This is a genomic window from Halarchaeum sp. P4 (assembly GCF_051195175.1).
GTDB lineage: Archaea > Halobacteriota > Halobacteria > Halobacteriales > Halobacteriaceae > Halarchaeum.
This window is the reverse complement of sequence record NZ_JBNTKC010000003.1, coordinates 266,657-279,796: the sequence shown is the minus strand read 5'-3', so window position 1 is coordinate 279,796 and position 13,140 is coordinate 266,657. Positions and strand designations below refer to the sequence as shown.

9 protein-coding genes are annotated in these 13,140 nt (G+C 69.4%); 4 read left to right on the top strand and 5 right to left on the bottom strand.

Annotated features, from left to right (window positions below):
- Positions 1–69 precede the first annotated feature (69 nt).
- Positions 70–1,278 (top strand): MFS transporter, encoded by a 1,209-nt coding sequence (locus ACQUS8_RS12405; RefSeq protein WP_435101498.1) that lies wholly within the window; start codon positions 70–72, stop codon positions 1,276–1,278.
- Between the two features lie 52 nt (positions 1,279–1,330).
- Here the strand turns inward: ACQUS8_RS12405 and ACQUS8_RS12400 are convergent, their stop codons facing one another.
- The 3 genes from ACQUS8_RS12400 to ACQUS8_RS12390 form a co-directional block, all read right to left on the bottom strand.
- The gene (locus tag ACQUS8_RS12400; RefSeq protein WP_435101496.1) at positions 1,331–1,609 is read right to left on the bottom strand and encodes a hypothetical protein; all 279 of its coding nucleotides are present in this window, start codon (positions 1,607–1,609) and stop codon (positions 1,331–1,333) included.
- 529 nt (positions 1,610–2,138) lie between these two features.
- Positions 2,139–3,488 (bottom strand): sodium:calcium antiporter, encoded by a 1,350-nt coding sequence (locus tag ACQUS8_RS12395; protein WP_435101494.1) that lies wholly within the window; start codon positions 3,486–3,488, stop codon positions 2,139–2,141.
- 149 nt (positions 3,489–3,637) lie between these two features.
- Positions 3,638–5,551: an alkaline phosphatase D family protein gene (locus ACQUS8_RS12390; protein WP_435101492.1), complete on the bottom strand. Its 1,914-nt coding sequence runs from the start codon at positions 5,549–5,551 to the stop codon at positions 3,638–3,640.
- A gap of 240 nt (positions 5,552–5,791) precedes the next feature.
- Between ACQUS8_RS12390 and ACQUS8_RS12385 the strand changes: the two genes are divergently transcribed.
- The 3 genes from ACQUS8_RS12385 to ACQUS8_RS12375 all read left to right on the top strand — a co-directional run bounded on the left by ACQUS8_RS12385 (position 5,792) and on the right by ACQUS8_RS12375 (position 9,407).
- Positions 5,792–6,064: a hypothetical protein gene (locus ACQUS8_RS12385; protein ID WP_435101490.1), complete on the top strand. Its 273-nt coding sequence runs from the start codon at positions 5,792–5,794 to the stop codon at positions 6,062–6,064.
- Positions 6,065–6,319: 255 nt separating this feature from the next.
- A complete protein-coding gene (locus ACQUS8_RS12380) occupies positions 6,320–7,525 on the top strand; it encodes a glycoside hydrolase family 88 protein (RefSeq protein ID WP_435101488.1) in 1,206 nt (401 codons plus the stop codon).
- A gap of 43 nt (positions 7,526–7,568) precedes the next feature.
- A complete protein-coding gene (locus tag ACQUS8_RS12375) occupies positions 7,569–9,407 on the top strand; it encodes a DUF2264 domain-containing protein (protein WP_435101486.1) in 1,839 nt (612 codons plus the stop codon).
- A gap of 49 nt (positions 9,408–9,456) precedes the next feature.
- On the opposite strand, the gene ACQUS8_RS12370 is transcribed toward ACQUS8_RS12375, so the two are convergent.
- Together ACQUS8_RS12370 and ACQUS8_RS12365 are read right to left on the bottom strand one after the other, a co-directional pair.
- Complete coding sequence (locus ACQUS8_RS12370) at positions 9,457–10,626, bottom strand: pyridoxal phosphate-dependent aminotransferase (protein ID WP_435101484.1); 1,170 nt, start codon at positions 10,624–10,626, stop codon at positions 9,457–9,459.
- 169 nt (positions 10,627–10,795) lie between these two features.
- A complete protein-coding gene (locus ACQUS8_RS12365) occupies positions 10,796–13,108 on the bottom strand; it encodes an IGHMBP2 family helicase (RefSeq protein WP_435101482.1) in 2,313 nt (770 codons plus the stop codon).
- Positions 13,109–13,140 lie beyond the last annotated feature (32 nt).

Sequence of the window (13,140 nt, the reverse complement as noted above, 5' to 3'; positions counted from 1 at the left end):
ACGTGTCGCGGCATTCGCACCTCCTGCACTCCGAAGCTTTGAGCGGGCCCGGGGCCGACGGTCGACGTAATGGACGGCAACGACCGCGCCATCGCGGGCCTCGTGACAGTCGCGCACGCGATGGTGCACGTCTACGAGCTCTCGATACCCATCTTCGTGACCATCTGGCTGACCGAGTTCACGACGACGGCGGCCACGCTCGGCGTGCTCGTCACCGTCGGAATGGCGTTCTTCGGCATCGGTGCGCTCCCCGGGGGTGTGCTCGCCGACCACTACAGCGCGAAGCGCCTCATCCGCTACTGTCTCGTGGGGATGGCGGGGAGTTTCCTCGTCCTCGGCGTCGCGCCGTCGCTTTTCGGCGTCGCGCTCGCCCTCGCGCTCTGGGGGCTCGCCGCCAGCGTCTACCACCCCGCGGGGCTCTCGCTCATCAGCAACGGCGTCACGGAGCGCGGCCGCGCGTTCGCCTACCACGGGATGGCGGGCAACCTCGGCATCGCGCTCGGGCCGTTCGCTACCGCGCTCCTGCTTGTGCGCTTCGAGTGGCGGACGGTCGCGCTCGTCCTCGCCGCGCCGGCGCTCCTCGCGGCGGTCGTCGCGACGCGCGTCGACGTCGACGAGTACGCCGCCACGGATGCCGACGCACAGGCGCGCGACGCCGACCGGCCGACCAGCCTCCGCGAGTTCGGTGCGACCACCACTCGGCTGTTCTCCGGGGCGTTCGCGCTCGTCTTCCTCGTTGTCGTCTGCTCGGGGCTCTACTACCGGGGCGTCCTCACCTTCCTGCCGGACCTCCTCGCCGGCCTGCCCGCGCTCCGGGCGGTCACGCTCGGCGACCTCGGCACGCCGGCGCGCTACCTCTACGCCGCGCTCCTGATGGTCGGCGTCGCCGGCCAGTACGTCGGCGGCCGCCTCACCGACGTCGTCGCCCCGTCGCGCGGCCTCGTCGCGGCGTTCGCCGCGCTCGCTGTCATCGCGCTCGCGTTCATGCCGCTCGCGAGTGCCGGCACCGTACCGCTCCTGCTCGCGAGCGCGCTCCTCGGCTTCCTGCTGTTCCTCGTGCAGCCGTTCTATCAGGCGGCCGTCGCGGAGACGACGCCGTCGGGGGCGCGCGGCGTCTCCTACGGCTACACGTACCTCGGCGCGTTCGGCGTCGGCGCGCTCGGCGCTACCGTCGCGGGCACGATACTCACCTACGGGACGCCGACGGTACTCTTCGCGGCGCTCGCCGGGTTCGCGGTCGTCGCCGCGGGTGCCGCGCTCGTCCTCGCGACGCGCTGAGAGGTCGAGAAAGCGACGCACGGACCGTCGTCGTCGCTCCTCCTCGCGCCGGTTACTCGTCCTGGCCGGGCGGGGTGAGCTGGACGGTCACGGTGTCCGTCTCGTCGTTGATCGCCCCCGTCGTCTCGCCGGAGAGCGCACCCTTCTCGGCGGAAATCGTGTAGTCGCCCTTGAACGCGCGGGTGGCGTAGCGGCCGTCGTGGCCGGTTTCGACGCTCTCCTCGGTCCACCACTGCTCGAAGACGAGATCCATGAACACTTCGCCGTGCGGGCGGAGCGTCCAGTCCTCGTCGTAGTACGCCCCCGTGGGTCGCCAGCCTAGAAGCCCCACGACATGAGGCCCTCGACGGCCTCGTGGCTGAACGCCACGGTCACGAAGTCGCGGAGGAAGTCGCTCGCCGGCACGAAGGGTGTCCCCGTGGCGCCAGAAAAGCTACAGTACTTACACGTGCCCGCGTCCGAATTAGTGAACACGTCCAGCCGCTGTCAATCGCCGTCGGGACCCGGAGACCTGCGGTGTTCGCGAGTAGTGGGTCATCGTCGGCGGTACCTGCCGGTCGCGTCGTCGCCCGCGCACGGTGGCCGACGCGTCCGGTCGGTCACGTGCCCGGCGTCCGCCCTGCACCTCGCTACCGGCCGAACAACTCCCCGTTCAGACCGTCGTTCCCCCGGACGTACGACCGGAGGAACGCATACAGGTAGAGGAACGCGATGCCGACGGCCGCCGCGGTCAGGAGGACGTCCATACGCCGACTGGGACGGGAGAACTGATAAAACTCCGGACAAGTCCCCGACCGACCGTCTCGAAACGTCGGACGCCCGCTACTTGCACACTCGCTGAGTGAAGCGGTCGCGTCGCGTCAGTCTCCGTGGTCCGTGCGCGCGCCGTCGCCGAGAAGCGCGTCGCGGACGTCCCGGAGGGTGACGCGAAGCAGGCGGCGAACGTTCTCACGACGCTGAATGAACAGCACCGTTCCTATCACGAGGTAGAGCGCGGTGTAAGCGTAGAGAACCGTCGTGCTGAGCGCCGTGGCGGCCGGGTCGGTGTACACCTGGATGATGTAGAACTCGGTGATGACCTGTGAGCCGAAGAGGACGAGGAGGATGACCGCCTCGCGGGCGGTGATCTCGAAGTTCGTCAGGATGGCGATTGCGAAGAAGCTCTGTGCGGCCGTGATCCAGATCTCGGCGGCCTGTTTCTGGTCGAAGGGCAGCGTCCCGACCGCGCCCGCCGAGATGGAGTAGACGACAGCGAGCGTGCCGATGAGGAGCGTCCACTGGTTGAGCTTCGAGGAGATGAGTGCGTTGAAACCGGCGGTCGTCCGCGCCTTGTTCACGAGATAGGCGACGACGATGAGCTCCGGGCTCTCGGAGGCCAGCGGCGCGAACCACTGAATCATGAAGAACTCCGGAATGCCGTACTGGAGGCCGACCTGCTCGAGCCCCTCGGCGAACGGGTGGACGGCGGTGAAGATGACCGCGCCCGAGAAGACGAACCCGAGCAGGACGAAGGCGATTCGTGAGGCGCGCGGGTGCTCGTGGAAGTACGCTGGGACGCCGACGTTCGCCTCTGGGGGTTCGACGTCGCCACGGATGATGACGAGGAGGTAGACGACGTAGAGGCCGACGAGGAAGATCGTATCGAGCGGGCCGATACCGCCGCCGAGCGGGACGAAGAACGCGAAGGCGGTGGCGACGAGCAGGAAGGTGATTTCGAGGGAGATTGCGCGGTCGAGCGAGACGACGTCGTTGAGGAAGCCCGACCGCTTGGTGACTGCGGGGTCGCCCCCGCGGCCGACGCGATAGATGCTGAACAGCGCGATGCCGGCCCAGCCGAGCCCGATGAGGACGCGGTTCGCGCCCGTCATGTTCGCGACCGCGAGGTTGGCGGCCTGGACGTCCCCCGCGCCCGCCTCCCACGCGTAGAGCGCGTCGACGGCGTACTCGGGGGCAACGGCGAGCACGGCGAGCACCGCGATGGCGAACGCCTGCGGGACGTCCTTCTCGGCGGTTTCGGCCGCCCACGCGAGCAGGAACGCGGCGCCGAGGATTGCGGGGCCGGCGACGGCGACCGCGCCGACGGGCGTGATGTTCTCGCCTGGGTGGACCGCGCCGTAGCCACCGAACGTGAAGAACGTGTAGAGCCACGGGACTGTCAGGAGCAACGCGACGACGACCGCGGAGAGTGGATGCCGTAATCGGTCGAGCATTCGTGTATCGACGGCTATGGAGCCGTGTGGTATAACTTACGCCACATCCGGAAAAATCCTCTCGCGGGCAGACACGTCGGTGCACGCTCCGCGTCGTCTCGTCTAACCTGCCGAAAGAAGCGGGGGGTCGTCGCAGCCGTTATGACCTCTCAGACCGGCGCGTAGGACGCCTCGTCGAGGACGAGTCCGTCGGGGGTGGCAACGAGCACGACGTCGGGGTCGCTGTTGTTCAGCACCGGCCCGCCGAAGTCGGCGTAGAACGTCGAGTCGGTGTTCTCGCCGGTCCCGTTGCGCACCGTCACGGTGCCGCCCGCGTCGACGGAGGCGCCGTCGGGGAAGGTGTAGGTCTGGCCGCCGCCCTCGAAGCTCACGATGTAGCCGGAGAGGTCGACGGGCTCCTCGCTCGTGTTCGCGAGGGTGACGTACTCGTTGTTCAGGTCGCCCTCCTGGTTCGGGCGGACGTCAGCGATTTCGAGCGAGCCCTGCACGTCGGGGCGCTCGGAGACGAGTTCCGCGCCGGGGTTGCCGGCTTCGGTCATGAAGGACGCGACCGTCTCGACGGGCGCCTCGGGTTTCTCGACCGTGGAGACGACGCGGTAGTCGGTCCGCCACTCCTCGGGCGTGACCGTACACCGGACGTAGCCGCGCTGGTCGTTGAAGAACTTGCGCCACGGCTCGCCGAGCGACGGGCCGTACTGGGTCATCCCGGAGCCGTCGCCGAACGAGGAGATCGAGGTGCCGACGTACTCGGTGCCGACGGTTTCGGACTCGGGGTCGGAGAAGTCGGCCTTCAGGTCGTAGACGTAGTTGCGGTGGACGTCGCCCGTGATGACGACCGGGTTGAGGTCGGCGTCCTCGGCCATGAGCGCGAGGAGGCGCTCACGGTCGGAGCGGTAGCCGTCCCACTTGTCGCCGCCGCCGAAGTTCCGGACGTCCGGGTTCGGGTTCTCGTCGGTCGCGGCGAACGGCACCTGGTTCGCGAGGACGTTCCACGTGCTCGTCGAGTTCGTGAGACCGTCGACGAGCCAGTCCTCCTGCTCGTCGCCGAGGATGGTACGGCCCGGCTTCTTGGCCGCCTCGGAGGAGTAGACCTGGTCGTCGCGGTACTGGCGGGTGTCGAGGACGTTGAACTCGGCCAGGTTCCCGTAGGTGAAGCGCCGGTAGAGCGGGAGGCTCGGGCCGTCGGGCATCCGGGAGGGGCGCAGCGGCTGGTGCTCGAAGTAGGCCTGATAGGCGTTCGCGCGGCGTTCGAGGAACGCCTGCTTCGGGTCGTTGTTCTCGGAAACCGCGTCGGCGTAGTTGTTCTCGACTTCGTGGTCGTCCCACGTCACGAGCCACGGACAGGCGGCGTGTGCGTCCTGCAGGTTGCCGTCCGTCTTGTACTGCGCGTGGCGGACGCGGTAGTCGGCGAGGTCTTTGATTTCGCGGCCGGGTGCGTGTCCGCGGTCGAACGGCCCGTCGGCGCCGCCCTCGTAGATGTAGTCGCCGAGGTGGACGGCGAGGTCGAGGTCCTCGTCGGCGAGGTGGTCGTGGGCGGTGTAGTAGCCGTAGGGGTAGTTCTGGCAGGACGCGAACGCGAACGTGAGTTCCTCAACCTCGGCGTCGGGGGCGGGTGCGGTCTTCGTCCGACCGACGGGACTGCGGTCCGGACCGACCTTGAACTGGTAGTGGTACTCGGTGTCGGGTTCGAGGCCCTTCAGGTCGACGTGGACGGAGTGGGCGTACTCGGGGCGCGCTTTCGTGGTGCCCGTCCCGACGACGTTCGACATGTCCGCGTCGGTCGCGACTTTCCACTGAACGACGACGTTCTTGTCGGGCATGCCGCCGTCCTCGGCGAGGGGTTCGGGCGCGAGCCGGGTCCAGAGGACGACCGAGTCCGGGAGCGGGTCGCCGGACGCGACGCCGAGCGTGAAGGGGTCGGCCTTCAGCGGCCCGCGGCCGTTGTTCTCCGTGGCGGCCGCGGTGCCGGACGCGCCGACACCGGCGACGGTGGCGGTCGTGACCGCTTTCCGGAGGAACTCTCGTCGACTCTCATCGAGGGGGTGGTCTGGGATGTTCACCACACCTTAGGACTCACAGATTGGTCAGATTAATTTATTCTACGTAGATTATGTATACATTGTATCCGTACTGTGACAGACGTAGCCTCACGGCCGTCCGCGGAGTGACGCGACGAGCGCCGTGTCGTGGTCGGCGGCGGTGGGTACGGCGACGCACGGCGTACTGTTCGTCACTCCCTACCACGCCAGTGGGAAGGTTCACAAGCGCGTCCGCCGTAGACGCGAGCACGAGCACACGACCCAATGATGCCGTTCTCCGACCCGTCCGACCCGCGACCGCCGCTACCGGAGTGGGTGCAGCAGGCCTACCAGATTCTCGTGGACGCAGCAGACGGCTCCCACGGCGAGCTCTCCTACGAGGCGGCCTACGCGGCCCTCGAGGAGGCGGACGCGTTCTCCGCCGAGCACAGCGACAGCGAGTACGCCGTCGAGCGCCTGCTGAAGCGCGGCTATCTCTACGAAGCGAACGGCGCCCTCCGAATCACCGACCCCCTCGAGGACGGTGACGACGAGTAGGGCGGGACCGCCTCGTACCGCCGTGGCCTCGGGTCGCAGTCGCTCTCGGAGACGTATATCGGACGGTTCCAGCGAAGCCGACGACAGGACCGAGTGCATCGGCTATCACGTTCGAGGGCCGTAATCGAGCGGTTCCTCGACGCCGACACCCGATATACCGTATGTCGATATACTGAATGCCGACGGTCGGCGTCTCGGACCGTGCCCGGCGCGCGCTCGCGCTGGCTTTATCATGGGTGCGTGGAAGCGTACCGTATGCCACGCTCTCCCGCCGCACTGTCCGCCGGGGCGACGGACCACGGTCTCCCGGACCGCTATCGAACGCGCCCGGACGTGACTCGCGACGACCTCGAACGCGCACTCGCGGACGCAATCGACAGAATCGACGAGAACCTAGACGAGTTCTACGACCGCTTCCCGACGGCGTCGAGCGACGACCTCGTCTACGGGGCGACGGCCAACATGGACGGGTGGACGACGTCCTTCTGGACGGGCCTCTGCTGGCTCGCCCACGAAGTGACCGGAGCGGAACGGTTCCGCGACGCCGCCGAAACGCAACTGGAGACGTTCGAGCGCCGCCTCGACTCGGGGGAGACGGCGACGCACGACCTCGGCTTCCTCTACACGCTCTCCGCGGTGGCCGGCCACCGGCTCACCGGGAACGAACAGTACCGCTCGCTCGCGCTGACGGCCGCGGACCGCCTCGCCGACCGCTTCTGGGAGGCCCCGGGAATGATTCAGGCGTGGGGCGAGTGCGACGCCAACACGGAGTCGTGGGAGCGCGGCCGCGCCATCGTGGACACGATGATGAACCTCCCGCTGCTCTTCTGGGCGAGCGAGACGACCGGCGACTCGCGCTACGCGTCCGTCGCGGCGACGCACGCCCGAACGACCGCCGAACACCTCGTTCGGGCGGACGGGTCGACTTGCCACACCTTCGAGTTCGACGTCGAGACCGGCGCACCCGTCGGCGAGGAGACCGCACAGGGGTACGCGGACGACTCCTGCTGGTCGCGCGGGCAGGCGTGGACGGTGTACGGCTACGCCGTCGCGGCCGACTACACGGGCGAAGCCGCCTACCTCGACCTCGCCGGCACACTCGCCAATTACTACCTCCAGCACGTCGAGGCCGACGGCGTGCCGCGCTGGGACTTCGACGCGCCGGCCGAGCAGTCGATGCGCGACTCTTCGGCGGCGGCCATCGCGGCCTGCGGTCTTGACGAACTCGCGCGCCACCTCCCGACGGCCGACGAGCGGGTGGCGGGCTACCGGAACGCGGCGCTCGCGACGCTCGGGAGCCTCGCCGACGACTACACGGTCGGCGACGGGTCGAACGGCCTGCTCGCCGAAGCCGCCTACCACCCGACCGAGGGCGATTACGACGAGTGCTGCATCTGGGGCGACTACTTCTACGTCGAAGGACTGGTTCGCGCGACCGAACAGTGGGGGCGCTACTGGTAATGAGTGGCAAACACTTTTGGTCGAGTCGGAGGTGGCGACGCGTATGAATCCCGTCGAGGGGAACCCGCTCCGGACGAAAGCCGACTTCGAACGGGCGGTCGACCAGCTGTACGAGCCGCTCACGGAGCACTTCAGCCCCGGCAACGCCCGCGTCCGCCCGGTGGCGACTGACGCGTTCTTCCCGTCGGTCGACGCCGAACTGGAGGGATTCTCGCGTCCGCTCTGGGGCGTCACGCCCCGGAGCGTCGGCGGCGAGACCGCGTTCGCGGACTGGGAGCGCTTCCGGGACGGCCTCCGGAACGGCACCGACCCCGACCACGAGGAGTACTGGGGCGAGCCCGACGACCACTCGCAGAAGCTCGTCGAGATGGCCGGCATCGGGTTCGCGCTCGCGCTGGCACCCGAGAAGGTGTGGGAGCCGCTCTCCGCGGAGACGCAGGCACGAGTCGCCGACTGGCTCACCTCCATCAACGACGCCACCGTCCCCGACTGCAACTGGCTGTTCTTCCGCGTCGTCACCAACCTCGGCCTCCGCGCGGTCGACGCGCCCCACGACTGGGCGGCGACACAGGACGCTCTCGACCGTCTCGAAACCTTCCACCAGGGCGACGGCTGGTACACGGACGGTCCCGCGGACGAGCCCGCGCCCATCGACTACTACCTGCCGTGGGCGATGCAGTTCTACGGCGTGCTGTACGCCGAACTCGCTGGCGAGGCGGACCCGGCGCGCGCCGCGCGGTTCCGCGAGCGCGCCGAGTCGTTCGCCGAGCACTACGTCCACTGGTTCGACGCCGAGGGTCGGGCGATTCCGTACGGCCGCAGTCACACCTATCGGTTCGCCCAGGCGGCGTTCTGGGGCGTGCTGGCGTACGCCGACCTCGACCCGCTGCCGTGGGGGACGATTCGCGGGCTGTGGGCGCGGAACGTCCGCTGGTGGCTCGACCAGCCCATCTTTACGGACGGCGGGCTGCTCTCCGTGGGGTATCGCTACCCGACGCTGAAGGCCTCCGAGGAGTACAACTCGCCGAACTCGCCCTACTGGGGGATGAAGGCGTTCCTGCCGCTCGCCCTCCCGGACGACCACCCGTTCTGGACCGCCGAGGAAGCGCCGCTCCCCGACCTCCCCGACTACACGACACAGGCCGACCCCGGGAAGGTGCTCTGTCGCGACGCTGATCACCTCTTCGCGCTCTCGCGCCCGGCCGACAGCGTCCACTCGCGGGAGAACTACGCGAAGTTCGCCTACTCGGCGCGCTTCGGGTTCTCCGTCGCCAGCCGCGCGCCCGGCCCGGGCCACGCCGGCCACGACAGCGCGCTCGCGCTCAGCCTCGACGGCGAACAGTACCGGATTCCGTCCGGGAACGAGGTGACGGGCACGGTCGACGGGACGACGATTACCTCGCGCTGGGAGCCGTGGGACGGCGTGTCCCTCACGACGTGGCTGGCCCCGGCGCTCCCGTGGCACGTCCGCGTCCACCGGCTCGAAACCGACCGACGGGTGTACAGCGAGGAGGGCGGCTTCGCCCTCGACCGGAGCGTCGGGCGGGACGAGTCCGCCACGCACCGGACCGAGGACGGCGTCGCCCGCGCCCGGTATCCCGCCGGCGTGAGCGAGATAACCGCCCTCGAGGCGGAGCGCGACCCAGTCGTCGTCGCCGAGGACCCGAACACGAACCTCTACCACCCGCGGACAGTCGTCCCGACGCTCCGGGGCGACCACGGTCCCGGCGAGCACTGGTTCGCGTCCGCCGTCGCGGCCCGCCCGGGTGTCGACGCAGCCCTCGACGGCCGCCCGGCCGGTGTCTTGGCCGACCGTGGGTTCACTGTGACGGACCCCGACGGCACGACACTCCTCGACTGTCCGCTGGAGCCGGAGCGCTGACCGACTCGCCCGGTCAGCGAAGAGCCGTGTCGTCGAACGACCCGGGGCGTCACCACCAGCGGTTCTCGCGGAGGCGCCGGACCGCTTCATCGAGGGTGGACTCGTTCCGCGAGAAGGTGAACCGAACCCAGTCGGCCTCGGCGTCGGGGTCGGTGTAGAAACTGCTGCCGGGGACGGCCGCGACACCCGCCTCGCGGACGAGGCGGTAACAGAACTCGACGTCGTCCTCGTCGGTCGGGTAGCGCGCCATGATGTAGTAGGCGCCGTCGGGTTTGACGGGGTCGAGGCCGGCCTCGCGAAGCCCCTCGTAGAGTCGGTCGCGACGGCGCTCGTAGGCGTCCGCGAGGTCGGTGTAGTACGAGTCGGGGAGCGAGAGCGCCTCGACGCCCGCGCGCTGGAGCGGCGTTGGCGCGCAGATCGTCGCGTAGTCGTGGACTTTCCGGAGTTCCTTCGAGAGGTATTCCGGCGCGAGACAGAAGCCGACGCGCCAGCCGGTGACGCTGAACGTCTTCGACATCCCGGTGCAGACGACCGTCCGGTCGGCGAGGTCGCCGACTTCGACCGGGCTGCAGTAGTCCTCGTCGTAGACGATGTGCTCGTAGATTTCGTCGGTGACCAGAATGAGGTCGTGCTCGAAGACGATTTCCTCGATGCGTTCGAGTTCGTCGCGGCTGAACACTTTCCCGGTCGGGTTCATCGGCGTGTTGAGGACGAGAATCCGGGCGTCCTCGGCCGCCGCCTCGAGTTCCCCGTAGTCGAGTTCGAGGCTGTCGGTGATGTCGAGGGGGACGGCAGTCGCGCCGGCGAACTGGCTGGCCGGGATGTAGCTCTCGTAGACCGGCTCGAAGTAGATGACCTCGTCGCCCGCCTCCGCGAGGGCGAGCATCGTCGACATGATCGCTTCGCTGGTACCGGTCGTGATGGTCACCTCGGTCTCGGGGTCGTACTCGACGCCCTTCCACTCCGCGTACCGCTCCGCCACCGCCCCCCGAAGGTCCGGCAGCCCCCACGTGATCGTGTACTGGCTCTCGGTCGCAATCGCGTCCTCGGCGGCGGCCTCGACGGCGTCCGGCGTCTCGCCGGCGTCGGGAATCCCCTGTGCGAGGTTGATGGCGTCCTCCCGCCGTGCCTCCCGCGTCATCTCGCGGATGACCGACTCGACGACGCCGGCCGTCCGGTCGGTCCCGACGGCGTCCGCCGGGAGGGAGCCATCAGTCATCGTGACTCCTCCGCGCTCGCGACTCCCGGCTCGTTCGCGTCCGTCGCGGCTGTCTCCATGGTGTGACGAGCGAAACGCATCGTGCTACGTTCGCGAACAGGCGTGAATAAGTGTTGCCTCGGTCGCCCGGTTCTGCCGGGCCGGCCGGCACCGCGGGTCGTACTGTGACCTATCGACTCCGCCCGGCGACCATGCTCGGCGACGGGCGCGCCTCCTCGTCGAGACGACTGAGGTCGAGGAGCGCGTCGTGGTCGCGTGCGTCGTCCACGAACGCCGCGAACACGTCAGCGGCGGTGACGGTGTCGGCGTCGCCGACGACGACGGCCTTCCGGCGCGCTCGCGTGAGCGCGACGTTGAACCGGCGCTCGTCGTCGAGGAAGCCGATTTCGTCCCGCGGGTTCGAGCGGACGAGCGAGACGAGGACGAGTTCGGCCTCGCGGCCCTGGAAGCCGTCGACCGTGTCGACGCGGAGGGCGTCGGGGCGACCGTCGAGGCGCTCGTCGAGGCCGTCCCGGAGTCGCTCGACCTGGTCGTCGTAGGGCGAGACGACCGCGACGTCCGCCGGGTCGAGGCCCGCTTCGAGGGCATCAACGACGAGGTCCGCGACCACGTCCGCCTCGCGGGGGTTCTCCCGTGAGGGCGACCCCTCGCGCTGGCGTTCGGCGGCGTCGACGTTCGACGTGTCGAGGAACGTCAGCGGCGTGTCGGGGTCGAGAACCGGGCGCGTGTCCGGCGCGAGGTCGTCGGGCGTGATCCCGAGGTCGCGGAGCGTGTGGTCGCGGACCGCCTCAGCGGGGTCGAGCGCGCCGTCGTAGAAGCGGTCCGCGCTGAAGGACTGGATGCGCTCGTGCATCCGGTACTGCGTCCGGAGGAGCGTCCGAATTTCGTCGTGCTCCTCCGCGAGGCACTCGAAGAGCGTCTCGCGCAGGCCCTCACGGGCGGCGGTCTCGTTCTGGACGGTCGGCGGAAGCTGGCGGTGGTCGCCGGCCATGACGACCCGGTCGGCGCGGGTTATCGGGATGAGACAGGACGGTTCGGTGGCCTGCGTGGCCTCGTCGAGGACGAGCGTATCGAAGTGGACGCCGTCGAGGACGTCGCTCCCGGCCGTCGCGTTCGTCGTGCAGACGACGTCCGCGTCCGCGAGCACCGACGCGACGGCCTCGTCTTCCAGGTCGTCCGCGCGTTCGAACAGGTCGTCGGCCGCCTCGCGACGTTCGAGCCAGCCGGCGAGCTCCGCGATTTTCTCGGCGGGAATCCCGCGCGCGCCCCGGCCCTCCTCGGCGAGCTCGCGAATGCGCGCGTCGGAGAGGCCGCGACGCCACCGCCCGCTCGGCTTCGTGAGGTCGTCGCGCGCCTCGAGTTCGTCGAGGGCGTCGAAGGCCTCCTCACGGAGGTCCTGGGCGCGCTGGTAGGCTTCGGTCGTCGCGACGCGCTCGTCGAGCGTGTGCTCGCGGAGCGTCGGGGTGACGCGCGCGGGGTGGCCGACACGGACGACGTCGACGCCGGCGTCCACGAGACGCTCGACGACGTTGTCGACGGCGGTGTTCGAGGCGGCCGTCGCGAGCACGGCGTCCCCGCGGGCGACGCATTGGCGAATCGCCTCGACGGCGGTGGTCGTCTTGCCGGTGCCGGGCGGGCCGTGAATCAGGTGGACGTCCTCGGTCCCGACTGCGTGACGCACGGCCGCGCGCTGGGAGTCGTTCAGCGACGCGTCGAAGAACTCCGCGATATCTGCGGGCGTCGGGTCGGCGGGGTCGCTGACGCCCGCGAACACGTCCCGGAGGTGTGCGAGCGCGCTCCCCTCCGGGGCGTCGCGGAGCGCGTCCAGCGCGTCCAGCATCCGCTGGTAGGTGACGTCGTTCACGTAGAGGTCGAGGCGGAGGCCCGACCCGAAGACGAAGCCCGGTGGCTCGCGCTCGAAGGAGACGGTGACCGAGTGGCCGGTCACCTGCGTGACGGTTCCGGTCGGGTTGTCGTCGCGCAACGGGTCCCGCTTCGAGACCATGACGAGGTCGCCGACGCCGATGTCGGTGTCGGGCAGGCCTGCTTCGCCGTGGCGGACGAACTGCACCTCGTAGCCGCCGAGGCCCTCGCCCTGGTCGCGGCCGTCGAGGTCGAGGACCGCGCGACCCTTCGCCTCGCGCTCGCGGCCGGAGAGCGAGCGAATCTCCGACTCGTGGCGGCGCATCTCCGCCTCGCGCTCCAGCTCCACGAGTTCGGTGTACTCCCGGACGTACTCGCGCACGGCGGCGTCGGCGTCGCTCTCGCGGGTGACCGATACCTCGGAGCGACCGACGTGCCCGCCGTCCATCGCCTCGACGACAGCATCGACTGCCTCGTCGGCGAGTTCGACGGTGGCGAGGTTCCCTTCGAGTTCTATCGCGCCGATGTCCTCGGGCGGGACGCCGGCCTCATTGACGAACGCGCCGACGATGTCGCCCGGGCCTTCCTCGTCGAGACCGCGAACGACTACCGGTGCCATCTCGGCACCGGCATAGTGGCGCCGCGACCTTA